Source organism: Pseudovibrio sp. Alg231-02 (assembly GCF_900143565.1).
In the GTDB taxonomy this organism is placed as follows: domain Bacteria; phylum Pseudomonadota; class Alphaproteobacteria; order Rhizobiales; family Stappiaceae; genus Pseudovibrio.
Genome location: NZ_FREX01000001.1, coordinates 550,857 through 565,969 on the forward strand (window position 1 = coordinate 550,857; position 15,113 = coordinate 565,969).

20 protein-coding genes are annotated in these 15,113 nt (G+C 53.9%); all 20 read right to left on the reverse strand.

Features of this window, described 5'->3' with window-relative positions:
- Positions 1–203 precede the first annotated feature (203 nt).
- The 20 genes from DHN43_RS02250 to DHN43_RS02345 all read right to left on the reverse strand — a co-directional run bounded on the left by DHN43_RS02250 (position 204) and on the right by DHN43_RS02345 (position 15,111).
- A complete protein-coding gene (locus tag DHN43_RS02250) occupies positions 204–425 on the reverse strand; it encodes a hypothetical protein (RefSeq protein WP_108817586.1) in 222 nt (73 codons plus the stop codon).
- Positions 422–928 carry a hypothetical protein gene (locus DHN43_RS02255; protein ID WP_108817587.1) on the reverse strand — a complete coding sequence of 169 codons (507 nt, stop codon included), beginning with the start codon at positions 926–928 and terminating at the stop codon, positions 422–424. The genes DHN43_RS02250 and DHN43_RS02255 overlap by 4 nt, the downstream gene beginning before the upstream one ends.
- A gap of 34 nt (positions 929–962) precedes the next feature.
- Positions 963–1,559, reverse strand: coding sequence for a D-Ala-D-Ala carboxypeptidase family metallohydrolase (locus DHN43_RS02260; protein WP_159096776.1), 597 nt, complete (start codon positions 1,557–1,559; stop codon positions 963–965).
- Between the two features lie 317 nt (positions 1,560–1,876).
- Positions 1,877–2,881: a phage late control D family protein gene (locus DHN43_RS02265; protein WP_108817589.1), complete on the reverse strand. Its 1,005-nt coding sequence runs from the start codon at positions 2,879–2,881 to the stop codon at positions 1,877–1,879.
- A gap of 3 nt (positions 2,882–2,884) precedes the next feature.
- Positions 2,885–3,091 carry a tail protein X gene (locus tag DHN43_RS02270; RefSeq protein WP_199914760.1) on the reverse strand — a complete coding sequence of 69 codons (207 nt, stop codon included), beginning with the start codon at positions 3,089–3,091 and terminating at the stop codon, positions 2,885–2,887.
- Positions 3,092–3,110: 19 nt separating this feature from the next.
- The gene (locus DHN43_RS02275; RefSeq protein WP_108817590.1) at positions 3,111–3,539 is read right to left on the reverse strand and encodes a phage tail protein; all 429 of its coding nucleotides are present in this window, start codon (positions 3,537–3,539) and stop codon (positions 3,111–3,113) included.
- A 23-nt stretch (positions 3,540–3,562) separates the two neighbouring features.
- Entirely contained in the window at positions 3,563–6,694 is a 3,132-nt protein-coding gene (locus DHN43_RS02280; protein ID WP_108817591.1) for a phage tail tape measure protein, read from the reverse strand.
- Between the two features lie 168 nt (positions 6,695–6,862).
- Entirely contained in the window at positions 6,863–7,171 is a 309-nt protein-coding gene (locus tag DHN43_RS02285) for a phage tail assembly protein (RefSeq protein ID WP_108817592.1), read from the reverse strand.
- A 9-nt stretch (positions 7,172–7,180) separates the two neighbouring features.
- On the reverse strand, positions 7,181–7,687 hold the full coding sequence (locus DHN43_RS02290; RefSeq protein WP_108817593.1) for a phage major tail tube protein: 507 nt from the start codon (positions 7,685–7,687) through the stop codon (positions 7,181–7,183).
- 9 nt (positions 7,688–7,696) lie between these two features.
- On the reverse strand, positions 7,697–9,097 hold the full coding sequence (locus DHN43_RS02295; RefSeq protein ID WP_108817594.1) for a phage tail sheath C-terminal domain-containing protein: 1,401 nt from the start codon (positions 9,095–9,097) through the stop codon (positions 7,697–7,699).
- 70 nt (positions 9,098–9,167) lie between these two features.
- Entirely contained in the window at positions 9,168–9,572 is a 405-nt protein-coding gene (locus tag DHN43_RS02300) for a hypothetical protein (protein ID WP_208994793.1), read from the reverse strand.
- A 20-nt stretch (positions 9,573–9,592) separates the two neighbouring features.
- Positions 9,593–10,336, reverse strand: coding sequence for a hypothetical protein (locus DHN43_RS02305; RefSeq protein WP_108817595.1), 744 nt, complete (start codon positions 10,334–10,336; stop codon positions 9,593–9,595).
- Positions 10,333–11,019 carry a phage tail-collar fiber domain-containing protein gene (locus DHN43_RS02310; protein ID WP_108817596.1) on the reverse strand — a complete coding sequence of 229 codons (687 nt, stop codon included), beginning with the start codon at positions 11,017–11,019 and terminating at the stop codon, positions 10,333–10,335. Before DHN43_RS02310 ends, DHN43_RS02305 begins: the two co-directional genes overlap by 4 nt.
- Positions 11,016–11,753 (reverse strand): phage tail protein I, encoded by a 738-nt coding sequence (locus DHN43_RS02315; RefSeq protein ID WP_108817597.1) that lies wholly within the window; start codon positions 11,751–11,753, stop codon positions 11,016–11,018. The genes DHN43_RS02310 and DHN43_RS02315 overlap by 4 nt, the downstream gene beginning before the upstream one ends.
- Complete coding sequence (locus tag DHN43_RS02320) at positions 11,746–12,705, reverse strand: baseplate assembly protein (protein ID WP_108817598.1); 960 nt, start codon at positions 12,703–12,705, stop codon at positions 11,746–11,748. The genes DHN43_RS02315 and DHN43_RS02320 overlap by 8 nt, the downstream gene beginning before the upstream one ends.
- A 22-nt stretch (positions 12,706–12,727) precedes the next feature.
- Positions 12,728–13,102, reverse strand: coding sequence for a GPW/gp25 family protein (locus tag DHN43_RS02325; RefSeq protein WP_108817599.1), 375 nt, complete (start codon positions 13,100–13,102; stop codon positions 12,728–12,730).
- A gap of 3 nt (positions 13,103–13,105) precedes the next feature.
- The gene (locus DHN43_RS02330; RefSeq protein WP_108817600.1) at positions 13,106–13,306 is read right to left on the reverse strand and encodes a hypothetical protein; all 201 of its coding nucleotides are present in this window, start codon (positions 13,304–13,306) and stop codon (positions 13,106–13,108) included.
- Between the two features lie 12 nt (positions 13,307–13,318).
- Complete coding sequence (locus DHN43_RS02335) at positions 13,319–13,933, reverse strand: phage baseplate assembly protein V (protein ID WP_108817601.1); 615 nt, start codon at positions 13,931–13,933, stop codon at positions 13,319–13,321.
- 15 nt (positions 13,934–13,948) lie between these two features.
- Positions 13,949–14,737 carry a hypothetical protein gene (locus tag DHN43_RS02340; RefSeq protein ID WP_108817602.1) on the reverse strand — a complete coding sequence of 263 codons (789 nt, stop codon included), beginning with the start codon at positions 14,735–14,737 and terminating at the stop codon, positions 13,949–13,951.
- A complete protein-coding gene (locus DHN43_RS02345; RefSeq protein ID WP_108817603.1) occupies positions 14,737–15,111 on the reverse strand; it encodes a hypothetical protein in 375 nt (124 codons plus the stop codon). Before DHN43_RS02345 ends, DHN43_RS02340 begins: the two co-directional genes overlap by 1 nt.
- Positions 15,112–15,113: the final 2 nt, after the last annotated feature.

The window sequence follows — 15,113 nt, forward strand, 5'->3', positions numbered from 1 at the left end:
AGGCCGGTTGCTGCCATGTGTCGATGATGCACACAGCCCGTCGCAGGGCCTGATAGTGCGCTGTGATCTGTCGCAGCTTTGCGTGCCGTGGCAGGGTTTCCAGCTCCTGTGCCACAGCGGCGGAGTACGTCAGGCTGTAGGGATGGAGCGTGGGAGTGGGAAAGCGCCAGTCATACCCAGCGGGCTGTGTTGGCGGGGACGGATCAGAGCCCGTGCTTGCGCAGGCGCTCAGGCACATCACCAGGGCTATCATCCAGCAGCTCGCGATTGGCCGCAGCCTCGGCCTCTCTGGCCCGCTGCTCAAAGTCATGATGCTCCTCCGTCTTATTGAGCCGATCGGTGCGAGCCTGCGCACGTTTCTGGTCAAGACGGCTAAACAGCGCCTCGACCACGGCTTTGAGGAAGACACGCAGCAGCTGGCTCATGTGTTGCCCTGCCCGGTTGCCCGATCGCCCTGCTGGATTTTCTGCAAGGTTCTGGGACCCACGCGTCCAGAGACAAACTCGGCCAGATCATCCGGCTGCAGCTTGAAATGGCGGATGGCGTCGGGGGCTTTTCTGGTGGCGTAACCTGCAACCTCGGCCAGGAGCTGGGACCGGGAGTGGATGCGCATGGATGCCCGGTTGCCCTCATAGGCATCTGTCAGCATCTGCCGCAGTTTGGAAACGACAATCTCCTCCAGAGTTTTGCGGTGGCGTTCATCCAGCGATACACCCAGGTATCGGTGCAGCAATCGCGCCGCCCACGCCAGAGCTGCCGAGACAAGCGCCCCCAGCAGAGCGATGAGCGTGGGCATCACAGCCTCTGCCAGTGGCGCAAGGTCGATGGTGTAACTGCCCTCATCAGCGGCCAGCGCAGTGCTGGCAAAGCTCAGGGCGGCAAAGCAAAGGGCGCACAGGCCCATTGCAAGGGAAATGATCCGTTGCATCAAAGAGGTTCCTTTTATGAGTGAGGTGTGGCCGTCAGGTGTTGTCCCAGGTGGCGTTGGTGCCACGCCCGTCCACATGGATGAAACTGCGGTAAAGGCCGAGGCCACCGACGAACACGCCGCGATCGCGCTGGATGCCGAGCCAGTCAAAACAGGCTCGCGGGGTGATGCCCGGACAGCTCAGATCCAGCGCGGCAAACTTCAGGTGCTGGCTGCGGGAGGCTCCGCCAATGGCCGTGTTGTAGGCCGCAGAGCGATAGGCAGAGAGAATGACAACCGGGCGTCCGAAGTGTTCTCTCATTCTATCAGCCATGGTGATGGCGGGGATAATGTTGGGCCAGAGCTCTGCAGGCGGATCTGCGTTAAGGCCGTAACCGGGATGCCCGGGTGTTTCATGCGCTTTCCCCTTGCTCAGCAGCTCATGGGGCGCGAAATGGCGCAGGTTGAGGCCCTCACAGAAGGCGGCAAAGCCCTCCACGCTCTCAAGTTCAGTGATGTTCACGGGAATTACTCCAATAAAAAACCCGCCTCGGAGGGCGGGTGGATGAGTTGCGAAATGCGCAACCAGGAGCTGAATGTCTCTGCAAAATGCAGTATAAGAAGAGTGTGGTGATGGGGATGGATTGGCCATCCCCGCCACAAAGGAGAAAAGCATATGAAGTTACAGCTTCTCGCAATTCTCCTTCAGATTATCGTGGCCCTGATGCTCTTAGCGAACATCATACACCACTGGTAACCTGAAGCCGGTAGGCCCTCTCTGACACAGAGGGTCTACTTGGCTTACAATATAGGAGCACAATCATGTCAACGCAAGATAAACTGGCAATCGCCTCTATCGGCCTTTCCATCGTGATCCTAGTTCTGATTGGCATCAACTACGGTTGGTTTTCCTGAAAGCTAAAGCTGTTTATTCAAACCTGGTAGCCTGAGGATGCTATTCTTTGCCGGTCAGGCAGTGTCGTTTCTCGCTTTGGCCTTGCCTTCAATTTCTGTCAGTAACCCATCGCCTTTTGAGTAACTGTGGGTGACGCCTTCTGCGATAAACTCCAACCCGTCCACACCAGGGCGCACACCCGCATATGTGAATGGTTGCCCGGCCAGAAAATCAGGTCTGCCCTCAATTGAAACTGTTGTGGTCACCTCACCGCGCAGCAGCTCTTTGGCACGTGCCTTAGCAGCCTCTCTTGCCTCGCCTTCAGAACTGAAGGTCTCACGGATCTTGTAGGTGCCCTTCCCGTTCGCATCGCCCTGTGCCTCAACACCGACACGGCGGGCTTTGTTCGGGTCCTGATAGTACGCTTTAATCGTCTTGTACCGGCCACGATCTCCAAACCGCACGCGGCACGACCCTTCAATGATCTGGGTTTGCGAGATGGTTTGAACAGGAAGTTCCTTTCCGCTCGCACTTTTGCCGGTTCCTTTTTCGGCAAAAACAAGCCGGCCATCTTTGATAGCAAACAGCGCACCATGGCGCCGGGCAAGCCGTTCAAGCAGGTGCATATCCGATTCACTTTGCTGACCGAGCCACTCATAAACGTGGCTGGCTACTGCATCATCAATGACAGGCTTTAGTCCGTGCTCACCGGCTATCTGCTTCACAATGTCTTTGACCGACTTGTTGTCAAAATGGCGTTCTTTCTGGGTCTTCAGGTCTTCCGTTACATCCGCGCCTTGTCCTGGCACATTGAGGAGATACGGCAGGCACTGCACCTCAATTTCGCTGGCCGTATATTCGCCTTTGTACACCAGACCACTGGTGGCATACCCCATCCAAACCTTGATCTTCGCTTTCGGCTTTGGCAGGGCGACAAAGGGAGGACCATCCTCCAGTTCCAGATCAACGGTATCTGATCGCGTACCTTCACGGTCCACCACACGGATGGAAATCAAGCGCTCCAGAAACAGCCCTGAAACGGGTTTGCCATCGATAGAAACTTTTACGATTGGCCGCATTGTCTAATCCCAAAGCTTCAGCGTGGTTGTCTCATTACCGCTTAAAACCGGCATAGCAATCTTGGTTCCACGCGGCACAATAGGTGTGAGCCCCACAAGGTGGGTGTTTGCCGCCAACACCACTTCAACGCTGCCTCTGGTATGCCCGTAATACTGTGAGCAGATCAGATCCAGAGGGCGCTCCATATCTACCTCAATCAGTTCCGCCATGTGTGCTCCGTGAGTTGAGTTAAAAGATCGAAGCGACAGCTCCAATCACATTAAAAAAGCTGCTGGGGTAGGCCAGCAGCTCGATGGTGTATTCATTTTGCCCTGGCGTACCGATCCGGTCATGAAGGCTTTGAGCTTCTTCAACCCCTTGGATGGTGTGAGATCCAAATACCCGCCCACCAATAGAAACCAACATCAACGGCACGCCCTGCCTGGCAGCAAGGCGCACACCGTCAAGCGTTGTTTGCCCGCCGAATTCTTGCGGAAACAGGACTCCATTGATGCGGACGGTTTCAGAGCCGGGGCCCGTCCATTGCTGGGCATGCATACGCCCGGCAGTTTCCTGCGTGGCCCACCGGGTTTCCAGTGTCCGTTCCAGCTCGGTATAGCCAAAGCCGTGCGCATGAAACAAAAACGGCCCCAGCGCCATGGGAATTGGTCCAGCCATAGCCACTCCATAAGTTTGTAAGATTACATGCCGCCATCAGAATGATACTGGCGGATAGCTTTAACGCTCTCTCGCCCTACATCCTTGCCCAGTGAGCGCGCGTCTTTTCCACTTCCACCAGACACATGTACATGAAGCTCACCCACAAGCGGTGCACTACGAGCTGTACTGCCGGCCCCTTGCTGCTGAGTAGTTGGCGGAGTGAACAAGGCAGCTTGAGCAGGCGGTTGCGGTAAAGACAAACCAATGGGCATTGCAATCACAGCAGATGCCGCAAGTGCTCTGATTTGCTTCAGTTGGTTGTTGTTGGAGACATACTGGCCCTTCTCGGTCCAGATGTATTCCGGTCCGTTTTCTCCAACGAGCGCCGGACCACGGCCTGTGACACCACCTCTTGCAAAAGCCGGCAATGGCTTTGCTCTGGGGGCGTTCGCTGGCACCATCACAGCTTTAATCTGGTCTGCCTTTTGTTGCAGCGCCTGAGCGATCTGCGACGTTTGCAGTTCCTTTTCAAGCTTGGCAATTGTTTGCGTCAGCTGCTCTCGCATACGGTTCAGGGTCATAAGCTGGGAAGCCTCCCGAGGCGTCCCTTTCACCTTGGCAATCTTGTCATCAACGAACGCCAGCTTTTCCTTCGCTGTTGCCAGATCGCCGGAAAACGCTTTGGATTGTTCAAACTTCTCCCGTGCCACCTGCCTTTTTGGCAGGACATCGGGATTGTTCACTATGCCGGCTTTAAAGACCCAATCCGGTAAGACACCTTCAATCCAACTGTTCAGCGCCTTTCCATTTTGAGCGCCGTCTTCTAACTGTTGGAGATAATGAGCCTGTCTTTCTTCATCCGTTTTGCCCAGCAGGTGTAATTCAGTACTTAGAGCATCCCAAACAATCCCGGCAGAACCAGCAAGCGCGAGGGACTTTCCAGCCCTTCCTCCTATTTTTGATTTGCTCTTTGTTTTGGCTTTGTCTTGCTTGTGATCACCACCCAGCACACTATCTGCGGCTTCACCCAGTATCAGTTCACCCAGCAAACCAGATCCACGGCGTCCTCTGAGCTTACTGGTTGCCATCTTCAGGCCAAGGGCTGCAACTGTTGCCGTTGCAACAAGAGTGGTCAGAGCTCCACCAACTGCAATCAACCCGGCCACAACAGCTGCAATGGTGCCTGCAAGTTTGGCCTGATCCGGATTTTCTCTCACCCAGTCACGCAATGGGGCGAGGAACTCTCGGATACTCTTGGAGACCGCCCGAACAACCGGTAGCATGGTTTCACCAAATTCCGCTTTCAGCGCATACATCTCATTGGAAAGCAGTTGCAGTTCGTTTGCCGTGGTCGCTGATTTTGAAGCGTATTCGGCTTCTGTAGAACCGCGATAGCCTGCATGGTCGTTTTTTGGATCGTACTGACCATCATTTTCAACCAGCTTATAGGTGTCTTTCAAACGCTGGATGTTTTCAGTCAGACCACCAAAAGCCTTCGCTTCCTCACCAAAAAGCTGTCTTTCAATTGCAAGGCGGCGGTACTTTTCCACCTCCCCAAGCTTTTCAACCACCTTGAGCAAGGTGCCAAAGGCATCAACCTGCATGTCCTTGGCGACCTGGACAGGATCAAGCCCGACTGCCGCAAAAGCCTCTCGCTTGTCTTTGCTCAGCGTATCTGCACCGGTCAGCGTCTTTGTAACATTCGCAAATGTGGTGGCTACAACTTCAGGGGCAAACCCACCGGCCACCATTGACGACCCTAACGCAAGCGTTTGATTTTGAGTAAAGCCTGCTTTCTTGAAACTCCCGGCCACACGCGAGAAGTAGTTAAGCAGATCAGGTGCTATCGAAGACGTTTTGTTAGAAAGGTGGTTCACCGCATCAACGTAATCCGTCAGCCCTTCTAGATCTGTTCCCAGCGCCGTTCTGGTTTTCGCCAGCACTTCACCGGCAAGCGCTCCATCAATGTCAAAGGAAACACCCGCTTTACCAGCAAGCGACGTGAACTGCTGCAAGTCTTCCTTGGCAATACCCGCTGAGCTGCCAGCTGCCTGCAAGGCAAACAACTCAAGCAACGGCATTGCAATTTTGGTCGACATATCAATAGTCGATTGCTTGTATTTCTTCTCTTCAGCCTCATCGGTGAAGTTTGTTTTGGCCTTCACATCGGCAAAAGCTGCTTCCACATCGATCGCGACACCAACGGGGTTGTACATAGCCCGCAAAGCTTGCTTGCTGGCGTAAAAAGCTGCAGCACCGCCAGCTCCTACAGCCGCTGCCTTAACAGCCTTGCCTTTCATAGCCTGCTGTTTCTGGTCCCGCACCTGTGCCGCTTTCTTTTGCTGAGAGAGCTTGGCATTTTGTGCATCGATCGCTTCACTGGTGTTATCTATAGCAGCGGCCAGCTTGCGCTCTTCAGCTGTCAGGTCTTTTACGTTCATACCAGCGGAACGCATGCCGGTCTTCATATCGACAAGAGACTTGGAAGCTTTTCTGGTCTCTCTTGAGAGCTTTTCAGCTCCCTCTTCAGCTTGGCCATAGGCCCGACCAACTTTTTTCGCCTCACGCGTTGTGCTGGCAAGCTGTTTGGAAAGGGTTTTTGCTTCCTGCCCTGCTTCCTTGGTCTCTGCATTGAGCGCTGAAAGCTGCTCACTCTGCGCAGCCCGAATTGATTTTAGGCCCTGCTCTTCTGCCTTCAGTTCAGCAATAGCAGCCTTCAACCCATCAATAGGTTCCTTAGCTTTTCGCGCCGCTCGCATTTGCTCTTCAAGAGCTTTGCGCGCTGCCTGATTGCTCGCCAGTTGTTTGCTGGTTTCAGCCTGTTCAGCCTTAAAACGCTGCATACGGTCGGCAAGCAGCATCACCCGATCACTTGCTGCCTCATAAGATCCGGCCAGCAATTTGGCCTGATTGTTCAGTCCTGCCAGCTGCTCGCGCCGACCGGAGAGCGTGTCATAAGCTGCTTTGGTTTTATTCTTCAGGCTGTCCAGCTGGCCTTCCAGTTTCCTGAAGTCCCCGAGCTGGTTCATTTTGCTGTTGAGGGTTTTCACCTCACGCACCCATGGCTCGGCAAACTTCTTTGCGGCCTGCGCACTTGCACCCGTGGTCTTTTGAAACTCACGGGTCATGTTGGAGACCACGCGCAAGTTCAGTTGAGTTTCAATCTTGCGCATAGCGTGCTCCAGTTTGCTTTAATTATCGCCGGGAAGTCTCAAAAGCTTCCCGCTTGATCCTCTGGGCTTCATAAAAATAGTCGGTGGCTTTATGCGGTGACAGTTGTTCCACGTGACTGAGCGGCGTGGACAGGTGAGCGGCAATCTCTGCCGCCACCTGTAGCCAGCTTAAGGTTGTTCCGTCACCGCTTCCGCATTTGGGTCTTCGCCCTCACCCGGTCGCTTATCAGGAGGAAGAAACAGCGGAACCGTTTGCATGTCGCACGCGTTGTAATCATAAAGCTTCAGGCGCTTGATGACAGGCAGGCTCACCCCGGCAGTCGCAGCCAGCAACACAGCGTTGCTCTCCAGCGTATCTGCCTCAAACTTTTGAGCTGCAATCATGTCCGCAACCGTTGGCTCGCGAAACACAAGCTCGTTATAGGTCCGCCCGTCATGCTCGACAGGCGATTGCAGTTTTACAGTGATCTGATCCATGTCGGTCTCTTAAAGCTGGAGTGCACTGCGGATGCTGTCATATTGCGACACACCGCCAATCTTCACGTCGAAATCATCCATCTCAATAATCTGGGCACCGTCGATTTCCAGTTTCATTGAGTGGACCGAGACCTGATAATCCGTCTCTGATTTATCACCTGGCTTCCAGCCTCCGGCATCGACTTCACGCAGGAAGCCGCGCATGTAACAGGTGGCGCTATGAGTGGTGCCGTCCTCATCAGCAAACGCCCCGGTGGCGAGAAAATCCTTTTCAACACCAGCTGCCAGCCCGAAGAGCTTCAAAGTCTCAGGGTCAAAGGCTGTCATTTTGAAGCTCATTTCCAGCTTCTCATAGCCAAGGACCACATCGCGCTCTTTGATCATGCCGGCATTGCGCATGCTCTCAGTTTTCACCGTGAGCTTGGGAATGGTGATTTCACTTGCGTTGCCCACTTTGGAATCGCGATCCACGAAAATGGTGCAGTTGCGCAAGATGTATTGCGGTGTCTCTTTCATGGGGGTTCCTTAAACGGAGGTGGTCAGAACACCGTTCAACAGCTCGGTGTAATAGGTGATGTTGCGGTGAGCGATGAAGCGGATATCTTCCATGGGAGCTGGCGGCTCAAAATCCACGGCCAGCGTGATCTTGCCGCCTGCCATGGCTTCATTGGTGTTGCGCTCCATGTCCAGCCAGACCTTACCGCCCAGGATCGCACCTTCAGCCTTCAGCTTGGCCATGAAGGCATTCCCGCTCTCAACCATGAACCGCAGGTTGGCTTTTGAGAACGGCTTGTCGACAAACTCTATGTAAGCGCTGCGGATAGCATCATTGATGAAATCAGCGGTCCGCCGCACAGCCATAAACCGCCAAAGATCATCCCCGCCAGAAAGCCGGTTGCCCCATGTCTTAAAGCCGTCTCCATGATTGATGATGGTGGCAATGCCGCGCTCATTGAGATAGTCGGTCTGGGGGCCATACGCGATCGGGCGGGACACCGCCGTAACACCGTTGATTGTTTTGTTGGAGAGCGACCACCAGAATCCGTGCGTGCGATCCGTTTTTGCCTGCACACCGCAAAAATACGGCGCTGATGGCTTAAACCGGTTGGCATTGAGATCCGTGTCCCAGTCGCCAACCTTTGGATCAACAATAAAGATACGCGGGTGGGCATTTACTTCCTTAAAGTTCACCGCGTCCTGATCCGTGCTATCAGGTCCATCAACTATGCCGATAGCCTCAAGCTCACCCAGAACACCGCCAAGCTCGGCAATCACCGGATCGCCAACCGCGCCAATATTGACAGTCGCAGTTGCCCCGTTGCCATCCCCGTTCAAGGTGGCTGTGGCATTGGTGTAACCGGAACCGGCCTTGGTAATCACCAGTTCCGTGACTGCCCCTTCCAAGACCATTGCAATTGCCTCAGCCCCGGTGCCATCACCTGCAATTGTAACGGTTGTAGCATCGGTATAACCGGCACCACCACTTGTCACATTGATGGATTGCAGGCCTTTATCTTCAAAGCTGCCAGTAAAGCCAGGAATGGCAATCAGGCGCGGTGTCAGGCCATGAGCCGACTGGCATTTTTTGAGCGCGTGGATACCTGTAAGCGCGGAAGCTTCACCGATCACGTTGGAAAGCGTTGCAGCAGCATCTGCCCCTTCTGCAACACGGATCACAAACACGTAGGTTCCCACCTGTTTAAACACCGCATCAACGCCATCGCGTAGATTTCCGTCCCCGAGCAATGCCGCCTTGCTCTGGTCCCCTAAAAGCAACACCGGCTCATTCAAAGGGAAGGCTTCAGCATCGGCACCTTCAGCAGTGCCAATCAATGCGATGGTAGAGGTCTGGGCAATCTCGATAAGAATGGGATTTTCAGCAGATTCAAAGACCCGCACCCCATGGTGAAAGCTGACATCAGCCATTCAATTCTCCATAAAAAAACCGGCCACACAGGACCGGATACGGATGAAACTCAAAAGGAAGGGAAGCGGCTTAAAACTGCTCTGTCAGTGCAACCACTTCAGGCGGGCACTCCGGCCAGCTGGCATCCTGTGTGAAATCCGTGGCTGGGTCTTCAGCAAGCTCCGGGCATTTGGAGCGCATAGCACCCACCCAATCCAGTGCAGCCTTTGTGCTGGTCAAAAGCGTAGCCTCATCAGCGCTTCGGTCAGCAACGACTTTGCCAGCAATGGCAGCAGCAGCCGTTGCCATGTTCATCTGGGTCTCAGCGCTGGCGCGGGCATAAATGCGCTTACGGCATTCCGCTTTGATGGTTGTGAGACGAGCGCCTTTTTGGGCTTCATCAATAGTAGCCTGGGGCACGCCAGCAGCAAGGGCGTCTTCGGCAGTGAAATTCCGGTAGCTTCGACCGTTAAATGTGATGTCAAAGGCATCCATGGATAAACCCTCCTAACGCCTTAGAGCGTTGCCAGATTAGTGATGAGTTGTGTGGTGTTTGACGGGTCCGCAGCATCGGCGCCATCCACGTATTGGCCCGACATGTTCCCGTTCACATCGACGATGTTATTACCCAGAAAAACCAGACCCGTATGGGTTGCACACGCTAACCAACCAAAGCCATTTTCATTGGGAAAAATCAGCTCGGCATCAGAGATGGCAAAATGAGAAAGCGTTTGAACATATCCAGAAAAATTGCCCAGAATTGAACGATAGCGATGATAACCGGGCAGGTCACCGGTGTAGATTGGAAATTCAATATTGACGAAGCGGAGCATGAACCCTGCATTCAAACCAAACGTATTCCAGCCAGACAGATAGGCAGACCCATCTTTCTCGAAGACAGAGGCTTTGAGTTTAGCCTTTCCGCTTGGCGCCCTGTGGCCGTAGATCTGAATGCTCTTGTTTTGAAGAGAATAGCGCTCTGGTGGTAAAGTGATGTCTGAGAGCAGGTAGATGTCAGCGCTGCCATTGATTGGAGCTCGCTCAATGGCCCCTTGCAGGGTAAGCAAAGGCTCCTCAACGGTGCCAAGGTTGCTATTGTCACCATTGAACGCATCCACATAAAGTATTTTATGTGTTTCAGGAAACGCAGCTACAGCGGCCTGAACCTTATGATCAATCTCAGTTTCTTTTGCTTCAAACGTATCAATCAGCTCTGTCGCCTTGCCAACCAGCTTGGTGATTTCACCCGTCAAACTCATTGCAGGATCTCCTTTGTCTTAAAGATGTTTTGGGCATTGGTAAGTGCTAGTGCCCCGGTGTTGGTAATGAGGGGGAGCAGGTCATTAATCTGCTGTTGCTGATGCTCAATGACCTGCTGTAGTTGGTTGGTATTTGCGGTGAGTGCGAGAGTTGCGGATCGTTGTTTTTCCAGCTCAACCACCCGTGTCGAAAGCTTGAGATTACGCAACTGTTCGCCAATCAAAGCCGCGCCAAGTTGGGCGAACTCTTCACCAAAGAAGAGTTGCAGATCCACATCACCCGTTACTTGAATGACACCCTGAGGAAGCGCAGCAAGCGCCAGTACAAAAGAAAACGCAATCGGCACGCCTGGAGTGTATTGAGCTAATGGCGTGTCAGGATCGGACCAGACAGCAAGCAAGGTGCCGTCCTCTAACATCACGCCCAGCTCTGCCAGAGTGAACCCGGTATCTCCGTCAATCTTAGCCGTGATCTCCATCTGGAAATCATCCAGATAACGAGATCCAACAATCTCAACACGGGCCTTTTCTGATTTCAGACTGTTTTCATTACCCGTTGGAGTGTAGCGCGAGGCACCAAACGCCAGGTGTGTGATCCTGGCATGAAGGCCAGCGTCTGAGGCATCAAAGATGGATCGCATGCCAGCGCGCGTAAGTGTTGGATTGATCGCCTTAAGGCTCATGTCAAAAGCTCTCCATGAAGTGAAAGAAAGGAATGCCCGCGACCAGTTGCGGCACAACCAAGAACGGCCCCCATTTGCGGGAGAACCGGCTCAACTGTTTGCGCCAGGAAGGCAACACCACGCGCCATTGTGCCTGCGCTCAACGTAGCTCCACTTTCGGGCAAAACCGTTGCGCCTATGGGCTGTGTGAAGGCGTTGGAACGGCCTGCAAGGCCAATGCTGAGCGATGTCTCAAATTGCGCCCCAATCTGGAAGCTGAAACCGCGTGACTTTGGCTTAGTTGCTGAGATTGTGCTCAGGATGTTTTCTTGCAACCTGGCATCCAGAACCGGCCCATCAGCAAAGATTTGCTCATTGGCATAAGCTGTAATCTCAAACGTACCAGGAACGCCGGAACCGCCCACTTGCCACCATTCCAGCAAGTGCGCTGCCACCCCAAGAGCTGTGAGAGCAGTCTTAACTGAGTATGGAGTGCCTTTGTATTTGTGCACCTCTTTCGAGACAGCCAGCACACGGCGTTTGACTTGCTCAGGCCATTCCCGGTCCCACACATCAACGGAAAGCTCCCAGCCCAGATGGTCAAGCAGGCTTGCAGGTGCTTTCAAAGGGTCCAGACAATCGCGAATAACCTCAGCTGGAAGACCAGACATACGGTCTTCAACAAGGTCCATTGCCACAGCTATATCCGCAGAGTTCGGTGGCAGCACAGTTTGGCGGAGAACCTTATCAGACATTGCGCCACCCTCCGGTGATGGAGGTAACGGTGATTTTGACAGAAGAGGCGTAAGGCGCTTCGAAAGGCCCGACCATCACATCAGCTGCAGGCTTGGTGATGATCACCTCCTCCACACCATCTACTTTCAATGCCGCAGCAAGAGTGGTGCGATAGAGCGGGCGACCTATGGCAAGGCGCGTTGAAATAAACTTTTGCAAGGTTGCTTGCGCTTGTTCTTCAACGATGGAAGCAGTTGAAGCTGACACAACTTGCAGCTCAGCTTCAACTTCATAGTGAACAGATGTCGCAGAGATAACCGTCAACTTGTCACCCACTGGCCTGCGCTTGTCTGATTTCAGGTTCCGATAAACGCTCTCCAACAGAGCATCACTCGCGACCCCGTCCCCAATTCTGGAAAGAACACAAATCACGGGCTCAGCAGGAGGAATTGGCGGGTCCAGATTGTCATCAGGCCCATAAGGCACAACGTCCAGCACATCACCGGAGGCCTGCAAAGCCCAGTAGACGTATGCGCCTTCCGGCCCATAGGGAGAGTAGCTTTCCAGCACCAGCTGAATGCGAGCCCTATAACTCTCGTCATCCTCATAAATGACGTTTTCAGGGTCACTGTCATCCAGAACCAAGCGGGCAACGCCCCGCCCTGCTCCGCGATGGTCAAGATCAGATCCTGTTGCCGTTGCAAGCAGAACTGATTTCACCGCCGCATTGATGCGCGCATTCATGTAAAGCTCGCGCGATGCTCCTGCCTCACTTAAATAGCGGGCGGGCGATGCTGCAATGGAGCGCGCCAGTGCCATGATCTCATCAGCCTCAGCCTGTTCAAAGCGGCCATCACGCAAATGACGGTCCAGCTCAACAAGGCGTGCTTCAAGCAAAGCATTATAGTCCAGTTCCACCACAGCGGAGGGTTCCGGCAGTGTCGCCAGATCAAGCGCAGCAAAGCGGCTCATGGTGTTATCCTGATGTCGGGAGTTAAAGGCCAGAGATCGGCACAGATAAGGTTTGCTCTCCACCTTCCGGCGTGGTGTCGCCGTGATGGCCTCTTGGCAAATAAGTGCCAACCAGGTTCAAGAGGATCTTGCCAGGTTCAGCCTGTGATACGTTTAGGGAGCTTAAAGAAAACCTTGGCTCCCACTGCTCAAGGGCAGTTGCGACAGCTACAAACAACGCCAGAATGCCAGCATCATTGGAAGGCACATCCACCAGGCTTGGCAGGTCAGAACCAAACTCACGCAGAAAAACCCGCGTATTTTTTGGAGTTGAGAACAGCCGGTTGATGGACTGGACCACATGAGCCCAGCCAGAAACTTCCCCGCCCGTTGTCTCACTTAAGTCCTTACCGGCCATGTTCTAGCCAGCTCTTCGAGAGGTGGCCTTGCCTTTAGCAGGGGCCGGCTTCGTGGTCTTCGCGCTTACTTCTGCAAGCCGGCTACCAAGGGGCGGAAGATCAACTTGAGCCTGTTTTTCAAACAACTCAATTTCCTCGCCTTCCCGGCGATAGGTTCCATGCAAGAAGCCTGCACGCAAAACACGGTAGCGGTTTTTTTCCATAGTATCCTCCAATTAGACAGGAGCCCCGGTCTTAGATGGACCAGGTGTCACTCCAGAATGAATGTGGGTGTGGTCTATTGTGGTGCCTTCCGACTTCACATAGCCGGAGTTCAAATCCACATCGCCTGCGGCCTCAATGCCTGAAGGCGTCAAGGTGATGGACGTACCAGCAACGCTGAAAGTCATCCGCCCATCAACCAAGGTAATGGACGCATTCCCAACACTGAGCTGGAGTTTAGCGCCACCACTTGAAACGATAAATTTTGTAGCCCCAACCTGCGCCAGGACATGGTCGTCTCCTTTTGCGCTCGGTCTGGGATTGTCTTCACTTGGCAGCGCAGACCCAATGCGGGCATCGGTTAAATCACCGCTCTCACTGGTCAGTGATACTTGCTGACCAATCGAAGGCGGATTGTGGGTCTTATTGGCGCCGCTTGCCGGCTCGGTCCAGGGTAGCCAGCCCGTAAGCATGGGAGTATCTGAATCTGTCAGCCTGACCCGTGCTTTGCCTTTGGCCGCATCAACTTCAGAAATCACCCCTTCCCGCGTGCGCGAAGCAAGCCGCCGTTTGATCTCGGCAACCTCAAAATGCAGTTCAGCAATTAAGTCTGGCAGGTCCTGCGACATTGCGCGTGCTCCAAGTTACGGGGAACCGGCGCTGAGTGTGCCTTCCGGTTGTTCGCTGGAAAATGTTGCTGAAGGATTGGTCTTGGAAGCGCTGGTCAGTTTCAGGGCATCCGCTTCAAGGCCAGATAGCCCATGAAGGAAGGAAAGCCGGTCATCCTGTTCCCGACCGTTCCAGGCAAGCAAACCTTGCAAGCGCTCACATTGTTCCGGATCACTTTCAGCAAGCTTGGCTAGAAACCGGCTCCAAATCCCGGCCTCAGGCAGTGCTGCTCCTGGAACAGGATCTGCAACCAGCTCAACGGTTAGCCGCAACTGACCACTCACCAACCGCACCCCATCGCGGGCATTGCCATGGCGCAGCTCTTCACAAGCTCGAAAGTCTGGAGCAAATCCCTTAAGCAGCTCAGACCAAGGGTTTTGAGGATCAAGAAGAGCGAACTTGATTTGCCGCGTTAAGGCATCAAGAAAGAACTCAAAGTTGGGACTTGTTGCAGGCACTTCCAGCCCAACGACAACACTCTCACCCTTCTCGTTGGTCTGGGTCATCGCAGCTGTAATACCGAAATTAAAAACCAGATCCAGGTGACCATTTACGCGCAGCGAGCGACCACCCAACTCGCCCGAATTAGAAACATCCGTGTAAACGGCAATAAACGGCCCTTCCTCATCGGTGCGCAAACTTCCATCACTACTCACCTGAAGCGCCGCCACCTTGCTATCAAGGATGTTGGCACCAACTAGTGTTCCTGCTGTTTTTAACGCCTCCACGGCGCAGTGACGCAATGCAATACGGGCAAGCGACATTAGGCTTCTCCGAGTTCAAGAATAATGCGGGAGGCACCGCGATCAGAGACATCAAGGACTTCAAACCACGGGAGGCCAGCGCGGGAAAGTGCTTGCACCTTGTCCCCACTCTTTGGCACCGGCCCGTCATAGTCAGAGCGGGAAAGCTCCAAAAAAGATGGCTCTGCAGAAAGGCTGGTGCGCTCTTTTTTCGATCCCTTAGCAAGATTGAACGCATGCCCTGCACCACAGCGCAAAACCGCATTCACCGCCGTATTTTCGCGGGTAGGATCGCTGCGCTGTTCACCGTCAAGGAAAGCCAGCAAAACCGGCTCTCCCATGACGTCATCCACCTCTTCGGTGAGTTCAGCCCGAAGGTCATCAAGCTCAGACATGA

Bases quoted from the DNA above. Each gene is read 5' to 3' on its own strand.
- DHN43_RS02330 (WP_108817600.1), bottom strand. From the start codon at position 13,306: ATGGAAAAAAACCGCTACCGTGTTTTGCGTGCAGGCTTCTTGCATGGA.
- DHN43_RS02275 (WP_108817590.1), bottom strand. From the start codon at position 3,539: ATGGCTGGACCAATTCCCATGGCGCTGGGGCCGTTTTTGTTTCATGCG.
- DHN43_RS02295 (WP_108817594.1), bottom strand. From the start codon at position 9,097: ATGGCTGATGTCAGCTTTCACCATGGGGTGCGGGTCTTTGAATCTGCT.
- DHN43_RS02270 (WP_199914760.1), bottom strand. From the start codon at position 3,091: ATGGCGGAACTGATTGAGGTAGATATGGAGCGCCCTCTGGATCTGATC.
- DHN43_RS02340 (WP_108817602.1), bottom strand. From the start codon at position 14,737: ATGTCGCTTGCCCGTATTGCATTGCGTCACTGCGCCGTGGAGGCGTTA.
- DHN43_RS02325 (WP_108817599.1), bottom strand. From the start codon at position 13,102: ATGGCCGGTAAGGACTTAAGTGAGACAACGGGCGGGGAAGTTTCTGGC.
- DHN43_RS02335 (WP_108817601.1), bottom strand. From the start codon at position 13,933: ATGTCGCAGGACCTGCCAGACTTAATTGCTGAACTGCATTTTGAGGTT.
- DHN43_RS02260 (WP_159096776.1), bottom strand. From the start codon at position 1,559: ATGGCCAATCCATCCCCATCACCACACTCTTCTTATACTGCATTTTGC.
- DHN43_RS02285 (WP_108817592.1), bottom strand. From the start codon at position 7,171: ATGGATCAGATCACTGTAAAACTGCAATCGCCTGTCGAGCATGACGGG.
- DHN43_RS02315 (WP_108817597.1), bottom strand. From the start codon at position 11,753: ATGTCTGATAAGGTTCTCCGCCAAACTGTGCTGCCACCGAACTCTGCG.
- DHN43_RS02305 (WP_108817595.1), bottom strand. From the start codon at position 10,336: ATGAGTTTGACGGGTGAAATCACCAAGCTGGTTGGCAAGGCGACAGAG.
- DHN43_RS02255 (WP_108817587.1), bottom strand. From the start codon at position 928: ATGCAACGGATCATTTCCCTTGCAATGGGCCTGTGCGCCCTTTGCTTT.
- DHN43_RS02345 (WP_108817603.1), bottom strand. From the start codon at position 15,111: ATGTCTGAGCTTGATGACCTTCGGGCTGAACTCACCGAAGAGGTGGAT.
- DHN43_RS02300 (WP_208994793.1), bottom strand. From the start codon at position 9,572: ATGGATGCCTTTGACATCACATTTAACGGTCGAAGCTACCGGAATTTC.
- DHN43_RS02290 (WP_108817593.1), bottom strand. From the start codon at position 7,687: ATGAAAGAGACACCGCAATACATCTTGCGCAACTGCACCATTTTCGTG.
- DHN43_RS02250 (WP_108817586.1), bottom strand. From the start codon at position 425: ATGAGCCAGCTGCTGCGTGTCTTCCTCAAAGCCGTGGTCGAGGCGCTG.
- DHN43_RS02280 (WP_108817591.1), bottom strand. From the start codon at position 6,694: ATGCGCAAGATTGAAACTCAACTGAACTTGCGCGTGGTCTCCAACATG.
- DHN43_RS02310 (WP_108817596.1), bottom strand. From the start codon at position 11,019: ATGAGCCTTAAGGCGATCAATCCAACACTTACGCGCGCTGGCATGCGA.
- DHN43_RS02320 (WP_108817598.1), bottom strand. From the start codon at position 12,705: ATGAGCCGCTTTGCTGCGCTTGATCTGGCGACACTGCCGGAACCCTCC.
- DHN43_RS02265 (WP_108817589.1), bottom strand. From the start codon at position 2,881: ATGCGGCCAATCGTAAAAGTTTCTATCGATGGCAAACCCGTTTCAGGG.